Source organism: Rubrimonas sp., from assembly GCF_036788415.1.
Classification (GTDB): Bacteria; Pseudomonadota; Alphaproteobacteria; order Rhodobacterales; family Rhodobacteraceae; genus Rubrimonas.
Map to the genome: position 1 here is coordinate 1 of NZ_DAIQNN010000068.1, position 16,574 is coordinate 16,574.

11 protein-coding genes and 1 pseudogene are annotated in these 16,574 nt (G+C 69.6%); 11 read left to right on the forward strand and 1 reads right to left on the reverse strand.

Annotated elements, in window-relative coordinates; all coding sequences use genetic code 11:
* Nucleotides 1-562: pseudogene (locus V7Q31_RS13690) on the reverse strand (phosphoglucosamine mutase); the annotation flags it as partial.
* 220 nt (nucleotides 563-782) lie between these two features.
* Between V7Q31_RS13690 and glmU the strand changes: the two are divergent.
* From glmU to V7Q31_RS13745, 11 genes are all read left to right on the forward strand, one after another.
* Nucleotides 783-2,144, forward strand: coding sequence for a bifunctional UDP-N-acetylglucosamine diphosphorylase/glucosamine-1-phosphate N-acetyltransferase GlmU (gene glmU / locus V7Q31_RS13695; RefSeq protein ID WP_333834422.1), 1,362 nt, complete (start codon nucleotides 783-785; stop codon nucleotides 2,142-2,144).
* On the forward strand, nucleotides 2,144-3,955 hold the full coding sequence (locus V7Q31_RS13700) for an SLC13 family permease (protein WP_333834423.1): 1,812 nt from the start codon (nucleotides 2,144-2,146) through the stop codon (nucleotides 3,953-3,955). The genes glmU and V7Q31_RS13700 overlap by 1 nt, the downstream gene beginning before the upstream one ends.
* A 186-nt stretch (nucleotides 3,956-4,141) precedes the next feature.
* Nucleotides 4,142-5,971, forward strand: a complete 1,830-nt coding sequence (gene glmS / locus V7Q31_RS13705; protein ID WP_333834424.1) for a glutamine--fructose-6-phosphate transaminase (isomerizing) — start codon at nucleotides 4,142-4,144, stop codon at nucleotides 5,969-5,971.
* A 143-nt stretch (nucleotides 5,972-6,114) separates the two neighbouring features.
* The gene (locus V7Q31_RS13710) at nucleotides 6,115-6,933 is read left to right on the forward strand and encodes a TnsA endonuclease N-terminal domain-containing protein (RefSeq protein WP_333834425.1); all 819 of its coding nucleotides are present in this window, start codon (nucleotides 6,115-6,117) and stop codon (nucleotides 6,931-6,933) included.
* On the forward strand, nucleotides 6,930-9,083 hold the full coding sequence (locus V7Q31_RS13715; protein ID WP_333834426.1) for a Mu transposase C-terminal domain-containing protein: 2,154 nt from the start codon (nucleotides 6,930-6,932) through the stop codon (nucleotides 9,081-9,083). The genes V7Q31_RS13710 and V7Q31_RS13715 overlap by 4 nt, the downstream gene beginning before the upstream one ends.
* Nucleotides 9,076-10,743 carry an ATP-binding protein gene (locus V7Q31_RS13720; RefSeq protein WP_333834427.1) on the forward strand — a complete coding sequence of 556 codons (1,668 nt, stop codon included), beginning with the start codon at nucleotides 9,076-9,078 and terminating at the stop codon, nucleotides 10,741-10,743. Before V7Q31_RS13715 ends, V7Q31_RS13720 begins: the two co-directional genes overlap by 8 nt.
* Nucleotides 10,744-10,959: 216 nt before the next feature.
* The gene (locus V7Q31_RS13725; protein ID WP_333834428.1) at nucleotides 10,960-11,973 is read left to right on the forward strand and encodes a helix-turn-helix domain-containing protein; all 1,014 of its coding nucleotides are present in this window, start codon (nucleotides 10,960-10,962) and stop codon (nucleotides 11,971-11,973) included.
* On the forward strand, nucleotides 11,970-12,263 hold the full coding sequence (locus tag V7Q31_RS13730) for a hypothetical protein (RefSeq protein WP_333834429.1): 294 nt from the start codon (nucleotides 11,970-11,972) through the stop codon (nucleotides 12,261-12,263). Before V7Q31_RS13725 ends, V7Q31_RS13730 begins: the two co-directional genes overlap by 4 nt.
* On the forward strand, nucleotides 12,260-12,820 hold the full coding sequence (locus tag V7Q31_RS13735) for a hypothetical protein (RefSeq protein WP_333834430.1): 561 nt from the start codon (nucleotides 12,260-12,262) through the stop codon (nucleotides 12,818-12,820). The genes V7Q31_RS13730 and V7Q31_RS13735 overlap by 4 nt, the downstream gene beginning before the upstream one ends.
* Nucleotides 12,821-12,919: 99 nt before the next feature.
* Nucleotides 12,920-14,524, forward strand: coding sequence for a TnsD family Tn7-like transposition protein (locus V7Q31_RS13740; RefSeq protein WP_333834431.1), 1,605 nt, complete (start codon nucleotides 12,920-12,922; stop codon nucleotides 14,522-14,524).
* A gap of 12 nt (nucleotides 14,525-14,536) precedes the next feature.
* Nucleotides 14,537-16,324, forward strand: a complete 1,788-nt coding sequence (locus V7Q31_RS13745) for a hypothetical protein (protein WP_333834432.1) — start codon at nucleotides 14,537-14,539, stop codon at nucleotides 16,322-16,324.
* The last annotated feature ends 250 nt before the right edge of the window (nucleotides 16,325-16,574 follow it).

Genomic DNA, 16,574 nt, shown 5'->3' on the forward strand with positions numbered 1-16,574 from the left:
CGCGGTAGGCGGCGCCGTTGGCGCAGTCGATCACCACCTTCAGCCCGTCGAGCCTGAGCCCCTTGGGAAAGCTCGCCTTCACCACCTCGACATAGCGCGCCACGCCGCCGTCGATGCGCCTGGCCCGGCCGATGCGCCCGTCCGGCGCCAGCGGCGAGGGGGTCGCGATCTCGGCCTCGATCGCGTCCTCCTCGGCGTCGGACAGCTTGAAGCCGTCCGGCCCGAACAGCTTGATGCCGTTGTCGGCGAAGGGGTTGTGGGAGGCCGAGAGCATCACGCCCACGTCGGCGCGCATGGAGCGCGTCAGCATCCCCACCGCCGGCGTCGGCACCGGGCCGAGCAGCATCACGTCCATCCCCCCGGAGGTGAAGCCGGCCTGCAGCGCGCTCTCCAGCATGTAGCCCGAGAGCCGCGTGTCCTTGCCGATCACCACGCGCCCCGAGCCGCCCTCGCGCCGGAACCGCCGCGCCGCGGCCCGGCCGAGCGCGAGCGCCACCTCGGCGGTCATCGGGTGGACGTTGGCCGCGCCGCGCACCCCGTCTGTGCCGAACAGTCTCGCCATGGGCCGGGCTCCCCTCGTCGCGGATTGAGCATGTCCACGCCTTATGGCGCCTCGCCGTGGGGAAGTTGAGCCCCGGACGCGGCTGGGCGGGCGCTTCGGGGCGAGCGATCTGGGCGGGTGATCTGGGCGGGCGATCTGGGCCGCGCCGCGCGCGCCCTTCCAACGACCCGCCAGCGCGGCGTAGAACAGCTGCGGTCGCCGTTCACAAGGAGCCTTCCCGATGACTGCGCATCCCCTCGCCGTCGTGGTGCTGGCCGCCGGCGTTGGCAGCCGGATGCGCTCGGATCTGCCGAAGCCGCTGCACTTGGTCGGCGGCCTGCCGCTTCTCGGTCACGCGCTCAAGGCGGCCCGGGCGCTCGGCCCCGCCCGCCTCGTCGTGGTGGTCGGGCCCGGAGAGGCCGGCGCGCAGGTCGCCGCGGCCGCGCGGGCGCTGGCGCCGGAGACCGCGGTCGCCGAGCAGCCGGTCCAGCGCGGCACCGGGGACGCGGTCGCCTGCGCCCTGCCTGCGCTCGCGGGTTTCGACGCCGGGACCGCGCTGGTGATCTACGCCGACACGCCGCTGCTGCGCGCCGACACGCTGGCGGCCATGGCCGCGGCGCGGGCGACGGGCGTGGGCGTCGTGGCGCTCGGCTTCGAGCCGCCTGAGCCGGGCCGCTACGGCCGGCTGATCCTTGAGAAGGACGGGGCGCTTGCGCGCATCGTCGAGGCGGCGGACGCGACGCCCGAGGAGCTGGCGACGCGGCTCTGCAACGCGGGCGCCATGGCGGTGGACGCCGCGCGTCTGCCCGGCTGGCTCGCGCGGCTGGAGCCGGGCAACGCCCAGGGCGAGCTCTACCTCACCGACCTCGTCGGCCTCGCCCGCGCCGACGGGGCGGCCTGCGCGGTCGCGCGCTGCGGGGTGGACGAGGCGATGGGCGTCAACAGCCGCACTGAGCTCGCCGCCGCCGATGCCGCCTTCCAGGCGCGCGCGCGGTCGGCGGCGATGGCGGCGGGCGCGACGCTGACGGCGCCGGAGACGGTCTTCTTCTCCCACGACACCGCGCTCGGACGCGACGTGACCGTGGCGCCGAACGTCGTGTTCGGTCCCGGCGTCGGGGTGGAGGACGGCGCCGAGATTCGCGCCTTCTCCCATCTCGAGGGCTGCGCGGTGCGCGCGGGCGCCGTCGTCGGCCCTTTCGCGCGGCTGAGGCCCGGCGCCGAGATCGGCCCAGGCGCCAATGTCGGCAATTTCGTCGAGGTCAAGAACGCGGCGCTGGGGGAGGGGGCCAAGGCCAACCACCTCGCCTATCTCGGCGACGCCTCGGTGGGAGCGGGGGCCAACATCGGCGCGGGAACGATCACCTGCAACTACGACGGCGCCAGCAAGCACCGCACCGAGATCGGCGCCGGCGCCTTCATCGGCTCCAACAGCGCGCTGGTGGCGCCGGTGACGGTCGGGGCCGGCGCCTACGTCGCGTCCGGCTCCGTGATCACCCGCGACGTGGCGCCTGATGCGCTGTCGATCGCGCGGGCCCGTCAGATCGACAAGCCGGGCCTCGCCGCCGTCCTGCGCGCGCGGCTGCGGCGCGCGACGGGTCGTTGATGGAGCCCTCGCACGCCGCGGCGTTCTGGGCGCTGCTGCCGCCGTCGGCGCCGGCGCTGTTCACGCTCTGCCTTCTGGCGGCGACCTTCGCGATGTTCGTGCGCGAGCGCCATCCGCCGGAGCTGACGGCGCTCGCGGCGCTCGGGGCGCTGCTGGCCGCGGGCGTGCTCGAGGCGGGCGAGGCCTTCGCGGCGATGGCCAATCCCGCCCCGGTCACCATCGCCTGCATGTTCGTGCTGTCGGCGGCGCTGGTGCGGGCGGGCCTGCTTGAGATGGTGGCGGCCCCGCTGATCGCAGGCGCGGCGCCGCGCCCGCGCCGCACGATCGCGCTGTTCGCGCTGCTGCTGGCGGCGAGCTCGGCGGTGATGAACAATACGCCCGTCGTGCTGGTGATGATCCCGATCGCGATCCGGCTGGCCGAGGCGCTGGGGAGCTCGGCGTCCAAGCTGCTGATCCCGGTTTCCTACTGCGCGATTCTGGGCGGTCTGTGCACCATGATCGGCACCTCGACCAACCTGCTTGTGGACGGGGTCGCCCGCCAGCACGGGCTGGCGCCGTTCACGCTGCTGGAGATCACGCCGCTCGGGCTGATCCTGCTCGGGGTGGGGCTGGCCTATCTGGCCACGGCGGGCCGGTTGCTGCTGCCCGGCCGCGCGACGCCGGGGGAGGCGGCGCGCGGCGCGCGGGGTCTGCGCTTCATGACCGAGGTGGCGATCCCCGAGGGCTCCTCGGTGATCGGCCGCACCCTGGCGGAGGTCGATCTGTTCCGCCGCGAGGGTCTGAGCGTGGTCGACGTGATCCGCGGCGACGACAGCCTGCGGCGCGACCTCGCCGCGGTGCGGCTCGAGGAGGGGGACCGCGTGGTGCTGCGCACCGGGGCGCACGCGCTGATCGACCTGCGCCAGAGTCGCGGGCTCAAGACCGTGGACCGCGTGGGCCAGCGCGGCAGCGTCACGGTCGAGGCGCTTGCGGGGCCGGAGTGCTCGCTGATCGGGCGCTCGCTGGGTCGGCTGCGGCTGAGGCGGCGCTACGGCGTCTATCCGCTCGCCGTGCATCGCCGCGGACCGATGGAGCGCGGACGGCTCGACGACGTCGTGGTGCGGCTCGGCGACACGCTGATGCTGGAGGGCGACCCCGACGACATCCGCCGCATGGCCGAGGACGTGGGGCTCGCCGTGCTGTCGCGCCCCGTGGCGAGGGCCTACCGGCGCGAGCGGGCGCCGCTGGTCGCGGCGGTGTTTCTCGCCGTGGTCGGGCTGTCGGCGTTGAACGTGGCGCCGATCGCCACGCTTTCGCTCGTGGGCGCGGTCACGGTGCTGATGACGCGCTGCGTCGACATCGAGGAGGCCTACGCCGCGGTGGACGGCCGGCTGCTTGCGCTGATCCTGGCCATGCTCGGCTTCGGCGCGGCGCTGGAGAAGACCGGCGCGGTGGGCATGCTGGCGGAGGCGGCGGCGCCGTGGCTGGCCGGCGTGCACCCGATGCTGGCGCTCTGGGGCCTGATCCTCGCGGCTTCGCTGCTGACGGAGGCGGTGACCAACAACGCCGTCGCGGTGGTGATGACGCCGGTGGCGGTCGCGCTGGCCGAGAGCCTCGGCGTCGATCCGCGGCCGTTCGTGGTGGGCGTGATGGTGGCGGCCTCGGCCAGCTTCGCCACCCCGATCGGCTACCAGACCAACACGCTGGTCTATGCGCCGGGCGGCTACCGCTTCAGCGACTTCCTGCGCGTGGGCGCGCCGCTCAACCTGCTGGTCGGCGCCGTCGCCGCGCTGGTGATACCGGTCTTCTGGCCCCTGGTCGCCATGCGCTAGGGCCGTTCCGGCCGCGCCTGGCCCCGCCGTCGCCCGCCACGCGCCGATGGCGACGGCGGGGCCGGGCGGCGCGGGCGCGCTCACGACGGGGGCCGCGCTGAAATACGAAGTGACCGTCGGCGGGCTTTGCCCGGTCCGCGGGCGACGCTAAGAGGGCCCCCTGCGCCCCGGTCCGGAGACCCCACCATGTGCGGCATCATCGGCGTTCTGGCGCGGGACCGCCTGGCGGCGCCGCTGATCCTCGCCGCGCTCAAGCGGCTGGAGTATCGCGGCTACGACAGCGCCGGGATCGCCGTGCTGGACGACGCGGGCGCGATGCGCCGCCTACGCGCGCCGGGCAAGCTCGACGCGCTGGTCGCCGCCCATGACGCGACGCCGCTGCCCGGCTGCGCGGGGATCGGCCACACCCGCTGGGCGACCCACGGCGCGCCGACCGAGGCCAACGCCCATCCGCACAGGGCCGGGCCGGTCGCGGTGGTGCACAACGGCATCATCGAGAACTACCGCGAACTGCGCGACGAACTGCGCGACGACGGCGCGACGTTCGAGAGCGAGACCGACACCGAGGTCGTCGCACAGCTCGTCGCGCGCGAGATGCGCCGCGGCCTCGGCCCCACCGACGCGGCGGCCGCGACGCTGAAGCGTCTCCGCGGCGCCTTCGCGCTGTGCTTCCTGTTCGAGGGCGCCGCCAACCTGCTGGTCTGCGCGCGGCGCGGGTCGCCGCTGGCGATCGGCTACGGCGAGGGCGAGATGTTCGTCGGCTCCGACGCGCTGGCGCTGGCGCCGCTGACCACCCGCATCGCCTATCTGGAGGAGGGCGACTGGGCGGCGGTCACCGCCGACGGGGTCCATGTCTTCGACGACACGGATCGCCCCGTCCAGCGGCCGATCCGCAACGTGGCGGTCGAGGCGGCGAGCGCCGACAAGGGCGGCCATCGCCACTTCATGGCCAAGGAGATCCACGAGCAGCCGGCCACGACCGCCGCCGCGCTCGCCTACCACATCGCGCCGGGCCGCGACGCCGCCGCCGGACCGGCCGCCGTTCTGGACTGGGCGGGCATCAGCCGGGTGACGCTGGTGGCCTGCGGCACGGCCTTCTACGCCTGCCAGGTCGCCAAGTGGTGGTTCGAGACCATCGCCCGCCTGCCTGCGGAGATCGACATCGCCTCGGAGTTCCGCTACCGCGAGCCGCCGATGCCGGCGGGCGGCGTGGCGGTGTTCGTCAGCCAGTCGGGCGAGACCGCGGACACGCTGGCGGCGCTGCGCTACGCCCGCGCCCAGGGGCAGACGATCGTCGCCGTGGTGAACGTCGAGACGTCCTCGATCGCGCGCGAGGCGGACGTGACGCTGCCGCTGCGCGCCGGCCCGGAGATCGGCGTGGCCTCGACCAAGGCGTTCACCGGCCAGCTGATCGCGCTGGCCGCCGCCGCGCTCGTCGCGGCGCGGATGCGCGGCGCCATCGAGGCGGCGGAGGAGGCGCGGCTCGTCGCGGCGCTCTGCGCCGTTCCGGCCGCGCTGGCCGACGTGATCGCCCGGGAGCCCGAGATCGCGCGGCTCGCCGCTGAGATCGCGCTGGCGCGCGACGTGCTCTATCTCGGCCGCGGCCCGATGCAGGCGCTGGCGATGGAGGGCGCGCTCAAGCTCAAGGAGCTGACCTACGTCCACGCCGAGGGCTACGCCGCGGGCGAGCTCAAGCACGGCCCGATCGCGCTGGTGGACGACCGCACGCCGGTGGTGGTGCTGGCGCCGGCCGACCGGCTGGCGGAGAAGACCATCTCCAACATGCAGGAGGTGATGGCGCGTCAGGGCAGGGTGGCGCTGATCTCGGACGCGGCCGGCCACGCCATGGCCGGCGAGGGCGTCTGGCGGCGGCTGGAGCTGCCGACGGTGGATCCGTTCGTCGCGCCGATCGTCTACGCCGCGTCGGTCCAGCTGCTCGCCTACCACGCCGCGGTCGCCCGCGGCACCGACGTCGACCAGCCGCGCAACCTTGCGAAGTCGGTCACCGTCGAGTGATCCGCCCGGCCCGTCGCGGCGTCGTGTAAAATGACAAAAAAGTTTGCTCACGGACAAAAATGTTTGCTCACGGACAAAAAACTTTGCTCCTGACAGGAACCTGCTAGACTGCCTCCCGACGACTGGGATCGGGGAGGTGCGCCATGCCACGCAGCTGGTACGGTTTCGACGAAGCGAAGATCGCCCGGTTCCTGAAGGAAGGACGGGGCGTCGGCGCAGGCGCCGACTATACGCCTTGGCTCACGGTGCAGAGCGTCCCTTCGCGGGGCCGGAGCCACCGTTTCGAAGGACGCATCACGGGTCGGGTTCATCACCTACTCTCCGACCTCGAATACCGTGCGTTCCTGATCTACGACTGGTCCGATGCGGTTTCGGACATCCGTGAGCAGTTCCCGCTCGATCGCGACGACACCAGGCGCATCGCGGCGGCCATGGGGGTCTCTCACCCTGCCGACGCCAAGTCGAAGGTTGATCTCGTCATGACGACCGATCTCGTCATCGACTTCGCCAAGCCTGAAGGCCCCGCCATGGTGGCCCGATCCGTCAAGCCCTCTTCTGAACTCAAGAAGCCTCGCACCCTCGAGAAGCTCGAGATCGAGCGCCGTTATTGGGCTGAGCGCAGCGTCGACTGGGGGATCGTCACCGAGCGTGAACTCCCGGAAACCCTCGTACGCAATCTCGTGAAGCTCGCAGGCTATCGAAGTATTCAGGAAGGCGCTTCGACGGGGATCGTCGGCCGGATCGATCGAGAGCATGGCGTGTGGACCGAAGCGAACCTCCGGGAATTCTGTACAGCGATGGACGCCCGCTTCGCGCTCGAGACCGGCCGCGCGCTGGAGATCGCGTATCACCTGCTCGCAACCGGTGCGTGGACGACAGATCTTCATGAGACGATCGACGAAACCACGCCGCTTGCCCGCTTCATGCGGCGCGGCGCGTCGGCGCAGAGCGCGTCGGCATGACCGGCATCGCGCCGTGCGAGGTGTTTCGGCTCGGCGAGAATATGCCGCGGGAGCGGGTGCTCTGGATCGACCGCCCCCATGGCCAGCTCGTCACCATCGACATCGATGCGCCGAGAGCTCTGCCGGCGCTGCGCGCGATCGAGGAGATTGCGCAGCTCCTCGACGAAGGTGTTGCGCTGCGCCTCGACGATCCATGGCTGCGCCCTGTCCTTGAGGAAGCGCTGCCGCCCGCATGGCGTGATCGGCGCGACATGTCCTGGAGGCTCATCGAACCGCTCGTCCGCGCGCAGCCGGACACGTTTTTTGAAGCGCGGCGCGCGGCCCTGACGGCGGAGATCGCGGCGAAGGAGGGAAGCAACCGGTTCACGATCTACCGCCTCCTGCGGCGTTACTGGCAAAGGGGCATGACGCCGAACGCGCTGCTGCCAGACTACGCAAAGAGCGGCGGCCCTGGAAAATCCAAGAGCGCCTCTGACCGGAAGCGGGGCATGCCGCCTCGTAACGGCCCCGACGGGTTGAACATCACTCCCGAAATACGTGAATCATTCAAAATAGCCGTTCAGAGGTACTACGCAAAAAAGAAGAACATGATCCTATCGGATTGCTACAACGAATTATTGGACGAATTTTTCACGGATTTGATTATGGACGAAAAGACGGGGCGCCAAAAGGGCGTTCAGCGCGATCCGTGTCCGTCTTTGCGGCAGTTTCGTTACTGGCTCCAGAGAGACAACGATCTCCTCGCCCTCGACCGCAAGCGCCGAACCCCGCGCGTCTACGACAAAGATCGGCGCGGGCTCCTGGGCTCGTCGCGTCTCGAGGTGACGGGTCCCAGGGATCGTTTTCAGATCGACGCGACCATCGCCGATGTCTTTCTCGTATCACGCTTCGATCGACACAGGATCGTCGGCCGACCCACCATCTACGTCGTCGTGGACGTCTTCAGCGGCATGATCGTGGGCCTCTACGTGGGCTTCGAGCATCCGTCCTGGCTCGGCGCCATGATGGCGCTGGTCAACGCGGCCTCCGACAAGGTCGATTGGTGCCGTCAGTACGATGTCGAGATAGCCGAGGCGGACTGGCCCTGCGCCACCCTGCCGCGAACCCTTCTGGCTGACCGCGGTGAGATGTTGGGGCCAAAGGCGGATGTTCTTATAAAGAATTTCCAAATCCACCTAGAAAATACCGCCCCATACCGTGCTGACTGGAAGGGTATGGTTGAGCAGCAATTCCGTCTTCTCCCTGCAGTATTCAGGGATCATGCACCTGGCTATATCGAGACTGATTTCAAGGAAAGAGGTGCTCATGATTATAGACAAGATGCCGTGTTTTCGATTGATGAGTTTATTACAATCATTATCCGTTGTGTTCTGTTTTATAACAATGAGCGGGAGATAACGGGCTATGTCCGCGATCGCGGCATGATTGCCGAAGACGTTCGGCCAGTTCCGGTCGAGCTCTGGGAATGGGGTCAGGCTGTCCGTAGTGGAGCGCTCCGCCGCTATCCCTCGGAGCAGGTCCGCCTGAGCCTCCTGCCGACCGATACCGCAGCTGTCACGACGCGCGGCGTAGAGTTCCATGACTGCCTCTACAGTTGCCCTTTGGCGATAGAGGAGCGCTGGTTCGACAGGGCTCGCCAGAAGGGGCGCTGGCGCGTCAACGTCTCCTATGATCCGAGACTCATGGACGAAATCTTCATCCACGATGCGAAGGGCGAGTTCGGCTTCCTGCGCTGCGGCATGACGGATCTGAGCGGAGCGATGCGGGGCATGACCCTGTGGGAAATCGACGCGCTGAGGCGGGACGAAAAGGCGCGCGGGAGTGCCGCAGAACGCCAACGGCGCGAGGCGCGCATCAACGTCAACCGGGAGATCAAGGAGATCGCGCGACAGGCCAGCGCCGAAGCCGCCGCGGCCGGTCGGCCCGCGGAGAGCGCCGCCGCGCGTGTCCGCGGCATTCGCGCCAACCGGGCGGCCGAACTCGACGCGGAGCGGAGGGCGGCGGTCGCGCGTCCGGCGCTGGAACCCGGTGCTAGCGCGACGGTGACGCCGATCCGCCCCGACGTCGCCGCACCGCGTGACTTCAGGTTGCCCAGCGTCGCGCGGTTCCGCAAGCGCCGCGCCGATGAGGAGGAGGATCGCGATGGCTGAAGACCCGTTCGACCTGCCCGAGTATCGGGACAATCCGTTCATCAACCGGCTGCCGCCGCTGTGTGACCATCATGCCGTGCTCGACGGCCTGACCGACCTGCCGGCATTCGATCCGGCCGAGCGCACCTACCCCGCGCACATTCGGCTACACTGTCTGCAGCGGCTCACCCGTTACTTCGACCCCAACGAGCGCCATCTCGACCTCGACCAGCGCCTCGATCTGATGATCCGGCAGGGTTATGTCGGCCGCGATCCGCTCACGACCGGGTACATGGACCACGTGACGAACGGGCACGCCCGCGTCGTGGCGCGCGATCTTCGCGTCTCGCTAAGGCCGGCGGAGTCGACCGCCATCGGCATGGCGCTGATAGGCGTGTCCGGGATGGGCAAGACCCGGAGCGTGCAGCGGATACTGGGCCGCTTTACGCCGCAGGTGATCGTCCACGAGCAGCCCTTCGCGCTGCATCAGGTGGCCTGGCTGCGTCTCGATTGCCCGGCCAAGGGGTCGGAGAAGCAGCTCTGCTTCAGCTTCTTCAAGGAGATGGACAGACTGCTCGGGACGAACTTCGAGGCCCGCCACGGCGCCTCGCGCGAACCCGTGGACAAGATGCTGCCGCAGATGGCGGGCATCGCGAACCGCCATGCCCTCGGCCTGCTGGTGGTCGATGAAATCCAGCACCTGATCGAGGCGCCGGGCCCCGTCCGGCGGAGCCTGCTGAACTTCTTCGTGACGCTCGTGAACGTGGTGGGCGTGCCGGTGCTGCTGATCGGCACGCCGCGCGCGTTGCCGTTGCTCGACGGCGCCTTCCGTCAGGCCCGCCGGGTCAGCGGCTTCGGCAGCATAATGTGGGATCGGCTGCCGCCGGACGAGACCTGGAAATATTTTATCAAGCGGATGTGGCGTTTTCAGTGGACCCGCGAGCCCTCTGACCTGACGCCGGAGGTCGAGGAGACGCTCTACGACGAGAGCCAGGGCATCATCGACATCGTGATCAAGCTCTACCAGCTGGCGCAGCTCAAGGCGATCCAGCTCGGTGCGGTGTCGGGCGCCAGCGAGACGATCGACGCCGCGCTGCTGCGCCATGTGGCGGAGGAGAGCCTCAGCCTCGTGCGGCCGATGCTCGACGCTCTGCGCAAGAACGACCAACGGGCGCTGGAGCGTTACGACGACCTCGTGGGCTTCGACATGTATGTAAAGCAAATTCTCAGCGACGCCGCAGCCACGATTCCGCGGCGCTCATTGTCGCCAGGCGCATCGGCGGCGGCTCCAGTCGGAGGATTTCCGAGCACTTCCACCGAAGCCGATGCACGTATCATCGAATTTCTTGGCCAGCTCGGGATAGCCGCCGATATCGCCCCGGCCCTGATCGCCGAAATCCGCACACAGACGCCCGGGATCGGGCCGTTCGAGATGCTCCAGGCGGTCGGCGACCGCCTGCGCGACCGCCCGCCGCCGACCCCGCCGAAGCGTCCGCGCAAACCCAAGGCGCCCGACCCCGCCGCGCCGACCGACCCGGCGGACCTCCGCCTCCTCGCCGCCGCCGGAGAGGGGTCGGCCCACGCGCGGTTGACCGCAGGCGGCGCTTTGCGGCGGCCGGCGGAGGAGGCGAGCCTGACAGGCAGGACGCCGCTGAGAGATGGAGTCGCGGTGTCGGCCTGACGTCGGGACCGTGAGCCCGCCATCCCGTGGCGCCGCTCGGCGCCATAACGGCTTCAGTGTGGACTTGAGATGGCATGCGGCGCCAAGCGTCGGCGCCATTCTTGGGGACATGGCAAGTTCGCCGGCCTATTTTTGGCGCCACAGATAAGCGCCATAAGGCACCCCTATAGCGCTTTATGGCATCAAAACTTGATGCCATAATATCTCCAGCAGCGCATGGAGATCGCTATGTCCATTATTCCAGAGACACTGAGGGCCCTTCGTGAGAAGCAAGGCCTCTCACAGCAGGGCCTCGCCGAGAAAGCCGCGCAGATCAAGGGCGCCAGCGTCAGCAAGCGGACGATCGCGCGCATTGAGAGCGGCGAGATCGCGCCTGAAAAGGTGCGGCCGCACACCGTGGAGAGCCTGGCCAAGGTGCTGGGAGTGGCGCCGGAAACGCTCGGCAAGCCGGTGAGCGAGACCGACGGCGCCACGTTGGAGGAAGCCGGTTACCGTCGGGTCTCGGCCTGGCTCAGCAAGGAGGTGCGCCAGAACTACCGCTGGACGACCCACCACTACGATGTGACGGTGAAGGACCTCATCGACGCGGCGCCGTGGATGTTCACGCTGCTTGCCGAGATGAGCCTCGCTGATCGTCGCAGGCGGCTGAAGGAGGCGGAGGCGTCCTTCGAGGAGGCGATAGCGCGGCTGCCCGTACATCTAAGCCACGGATGTAGGGCACGTGGCAAATTCGTGGACGCCGTCGGGGACGAGGAGAGTTCTCTCGCCCGCCGGGATGTATTCGGAAAAGTGATTCTTGAGGAAGTAGAGGTCGTAGGGGATAGATACCCATTTGAGCCCGACGAGACGAACCCATTCGTAGACTTCCTGCGGCGTGCCGCCGAAGGCCTAGATGAGGACGCTCTCGATCCCGACAGCCTCAAGCTGCCCTATGACCGCGGCGTGCCCCACTGGGCGGTCTTCAGCAACTGGCTGCACCAGCTGACCGGCGGCGACAGCTTGGCGCGCTTCGCTGTCGACAACGTGAAGGGCATCGTCAGCGCGATCCCTAAAGATCTCGAGGGCGAAGCGAAGACCGCAGAGCGCATCGTTTGGCTCACTGAAAAGATACCGCCCGATGTTCGGTCGCGTGAGGAAGCACGTCTCGCTAAAGAGGCGGCCGAAGCCGAGGAATTTTTCCGGGAGTTCGGGTTTGATCAGGCCGCTACAGAGCAGGGTGCCGATCAATGATCGCCCTCGCCCTCACCCGCCACGCCGAGGCCCGCATGCGTCAGCGCGGCCTTCGCGACCGCGACCTCGCGTTGGTGCTCGACGCCGCCACGCCGCTCGCCGACGACGCCTGGCTCGTGACCGACGCCGACGCCGACCGCGAGATCGTCCGGCGCAAGCGCGAGATCGAACAGCTTCAGCGCCTGCGTGGCTGCAAGGTCGTCGTCTCGGGCGACGCCATTGTCACCGTCTGCCACATGCGCCCCGCCGCCGGACGGCGCGCGCTCCGCCGCGGGAGGGAAACCCGATGACCATGATCCAGCCGTCGCCCACGGTGTTCGTGACGCTCTGCGAGTCCACCGTCGCCATGCTGATGGCGCTACGCGCGGAGGGCGAGACGCTCGACGCCGTCGCCGCCCGCTGCGCCCAGGTTGCCCGACAGGCGAGCGTGGCGACGTCCGCCCCCGTCCTTGCGCCGTCGACGCCGGTGGAAGCCGCGTCGCCGTCGCCTGTGGGCGGGTCTACATGGCCGGCTGCGACCGCCGACTTCTACGTCGCGTCCATTCTGGGCGCGCCTGTCGGAGCCGACACGATGGGTCGCTTGTTCCGCAACGTGGTGGACGCCATCCACGACCTCGATCCCGCGGTCATCGAGCGGCTGGCCGGAATGAAGGCTCGCACGCGCCGCTTCGCCGCCCGCGCTCGCGAAGACGTGCATGCTGGCCGCCGCGACCTGCCTGTCCTGCAGACCCGTTCGGGCTGGTGGGTCAGCGCCAACATAGGGAGGCCGGACCTGGTGCGCGGGCTGCGCGCGCTCTGCGCGGCCGGCGGCCTGCGCTACGGGCGCGACATCCGGTTCCCCGCCTGATCCGGCGATCCGCCGCGTCCCAGCACGGGTTTGCGCCGTGCTATCCTGCAGCGCGATCACTGTCTCCCATGTGCCGCGGTCGGACGGAGAGGGTCGCCCATGCTGCCCTACTTCCCAGCGCTGTTTCCGGACGAGCTGCTCTACAGCGTCATCGCCCGCTACCACCGCCACGTCTGCTCCCCCGGCCCCAAGGCGACGCTGGAGGACCTATTCGGCAACCGGTCAGTGCGGGCGTCGGCGGACCTTCAGGGGCATCTCGGCGCGCTGGCCGACCGGTTGCCGCCCGGCCTTTGCCTCGACGCAGGGCGTCTCGCCCGGGTGCACACTCTGCTGCCCTACTACACCGCATTCAGCCCGGAAGAGACGGCACGGGTCGCGCTGGAAGCGATGACGCGGGGCAGCACGGACGGTCTCCATCTTCGTCTCGGCATCGCAGCCGGCGCCGTGCGCGCACCGGTCGCCCTGCGCTTCTGTCCCGCCTGCCATGCCGAAACGCTGGCGGTCCGAGGCGAGCGCTGCTGGCGGCGCGCACATCAACTGCCGGGCGTGCTGGTCTGCCCAGAGCACGGCGCGCCATTGCGGGACTCGACCGTCGTGCCGTCGGCGACCGGCCAGCATGAATTCATCGCCGCGGTGGACGAGACCTGCCCGGATGGGTCCGAGCCAGTGTGGTCTCCCGAAGCGCGGGCGCTGCTGCAGGCCATCGCAACGGCCAGCGCAGCGTTGCTCGATACGGGCGCCGGTGCCGCGCCGGATGCGAGGCAGGCCGCCATACACGCAAGTCTGCGCGAGCGCGGTTTCGACCGCGGCGCGCGCGCCGTCAACCAGCGCGCGCTGCTGGCGTTTCAGGAGCGCGTTTTCACGCCGCTGGCGCCGGTCCTGCCCCTGGCGCTGGAGCCCGGCTGGCTGACGGCCCTGACGCGTCGCTGGCGGGGCGCCCACCATCCGCTCTGCCATGTGCTGTTCGACGTGCTGATGGCGCACGCCGCGCCCGTGGCGGCGCCCGTCGCTCCTGCGCCGCGGCGCTTCCTCGCCGACGACGCTGCCTTCGAGGCGCGGCTGCGCGCCGTTCTCGCCGTCGAGCGTGGCCTGCGGCGGGCTGCCCGATCGCTCGGCGTCGATCCCCTGACAGTGCGGCGACACGCGGCGCGGCTGGACATCGCGACGCCATGGAAAGCCTTGGCGGAATCGTCGGACCGGTCCCAGAGTGATCCGCAGGAAAAGCATCGTTCAGCCTGGACCCGATTGCAGACCACCGACCCCTCATTGTCGCGCAAGGCCTTGAGACAGCGCCTGTCCGCAACCTTCGCCTGGTTGCGTCGGCACGACCGCGCCTGGCTCGAGGCGCACTCGCCACAGCCGACGCGCCGACCGGCGCCGGGCCCGCGCCGTGGGTGGGCGGCCGAGGATGCCGCGTTGGCGGACGCGCTGCGGGAGGCGGCGGCGGAATTGAAGGCGCGCGTGCCCCCGGTCCGCATCACGCTAGCGGCGCTGGAGCGCATGCTCGGGCGACCAGGCTGGATCGCGCCCCGTCGTGCCAAGCTGCCGCTCACTGCGGCGACGGTCGTCGCGCTGGCGGAGGGGTTGGACGCCTTCCGGCGCCGCCGCTTCGCATGGGCGCAGGCCGAGCATCCCGAAGCACCTCTGTGGCGCTTGCGGCGCTACGCCGGCCTGCCAGACGACTGGCGCCCGACGTCAGATTGAAGACGTCGCGGAATGGCAGGCCAGCTTTTTCTCGACGCCATGGCTGCACTCGGCGACGAGGTGCAGGTGGTGGTTGTCGGCTCGCCCCACCATGACCGTGAGAGCGGCGCGTGGATGGTCCGCGTCAGCGTGCGCGTGACCGGCGAAGAGCGACTGCGGGGCGTCACCCTGCCGATCGGCGCGCTGCCGCTTCTCAGCGCCGGGCGCGTGTTTTCGAAGGGCAGGCGTCTCGACCTCGTGCGGGTTGGTGCGTTCCAGACACTGATGTTCCCCAACCTCGCCGAGTGCGAGGAGATCGGCTCGGATAGCCTGCCGTCGGCGCTGCTCGAAGTTCTGGGGGCGCCGCCCGGCGCCCGGCGTGGCGAGCCGCAGACGATCTTGCGCTACAGCGTGGACGACCGGACCATCCTGGTTCCCGCCGTCGAGCTGGCCCGGGCGCTCTATTTCCGACACTCGGTGCTGGCGCAGGCGGTGTTTCGTCCGCAAGGCCTGATGGAACTCTGCGTCCATCCGATGCCCGGTCGCCACGAGGCCGTCCACCTCGACTTCACAGCGACGATGCCGGTCGACTTGCTGCGCGGCCGGTCGGGAATGCGCTTCGCCGAGCTGTTCGGCTGGATCGCCATCGACCCCGCCGCCCGCCAGGGTTGGGACAGCATCGGGCGTCTGACGACGGGCGGGCGGGCCCTGCGGCTTTCGCCGCCCGAGATCCAGGATTCCCGGTGCCGCGTCAGCGCCATCGAGGTCGACGACACGCTGATGGTGCTCGAGTTCCTGACGATCGGCCGTGGCGTCCATCCCTGCGGCGCCATCACCTTCAGCCACCCGAAACTCGTCCGTCCGGTGCGGTTTGTTCCCGCTGAGGCGTCCGCGAGCGACCGAGGCGATGATCCGGGCGAGCCCGTAGACGGCGACCCGCAAGGCAGGCGGCGGCGCGTTGATCCCGCCACGACGCTGACGGTGGCCACGCAGGGCGCCCCCGGGGCTGGGAGCCGGCTGGCGCCGGTCTTCGTCCAGGGCGACGAGTTCGACGAGCGCATCCCGGTGCGGGCCATTCGCCCGGATCGACCCGGCGCCTCGGGCGCCCGGGTCCCTGATGCGTCTCAGGATGAATCCGACAGGGCGCGCCGGCCGGAAGCCGTCGACGGCGCCGGACCGATGGCGGCGCAAGGAGCGCAGTACACGCCGGCGGAGCAGGAAGGGCCAAGGCAGCAGGACAACCAGCGCATCATCACCTTCGACGAGCCGGGTCCCGATGCGAAGCTGCCGAAGCTGGAGTTCAAGCTGCTTGAGCCGATGCCGACCGACTGGACCGGCGAGCTGGAGCTTCTGATCGCCGTGCTGAAGCGCGTGCAGCAGAAACTGCCCGACGGCGCTGTCGCCAGCGCGCTGACGCCGCTGCCGGATGGCCGAAGCATCTCCCGCGTCGGCGACGCCCGGCTCGAGCGCCGCCCCGCGCTCATCGCGCTGCTCAGGCCGCCCGGGGCGCACCCCAGGGCGCTGATCGATGTGGACCACTCGGACCAGGTCGCGCTGGCGATGCTGGCGCTGCGCTACCGGGTCGACCCGACGCTCCAGGAGATCGAGGCCGACGTGGCCGCGCTGTTGGCCGCGATGATGAAGCGTGGCGGCGTCTGGGACCGGACCGCGCTCGACGCGAGGAAGGACGCCGGTGCCCTCGTCGTCGAGCGGATGCCCAAGGTGCTTCGCAAGACGGACGCCGGCAATCTCAAGGCCTATCTGGACCAGTGGGCGCTCAAGCTCATCAAACGTCTCGACCTCGTGCGTCACATGAATTAACGTTTTGGCAGCGGCATAAATTTGTTTGCCGCATGGGCGGTATCCTATTGCAGATTAGACCGACATTATTAAACAATATCCGATGACCACACTGCCACACACATGAGCAAGCGCAACAAAGAAGCCTTCAGCCGCGTCAAGGTCGATGCGCTGCTCGTCGATTCCGGCTGGAAGCCCTTGGACGGCGTCAGCGTCATCTTCGAACAGCGGTTGAGCGACGGCACGCAGGCGGACTACGTCCTGTGCGATC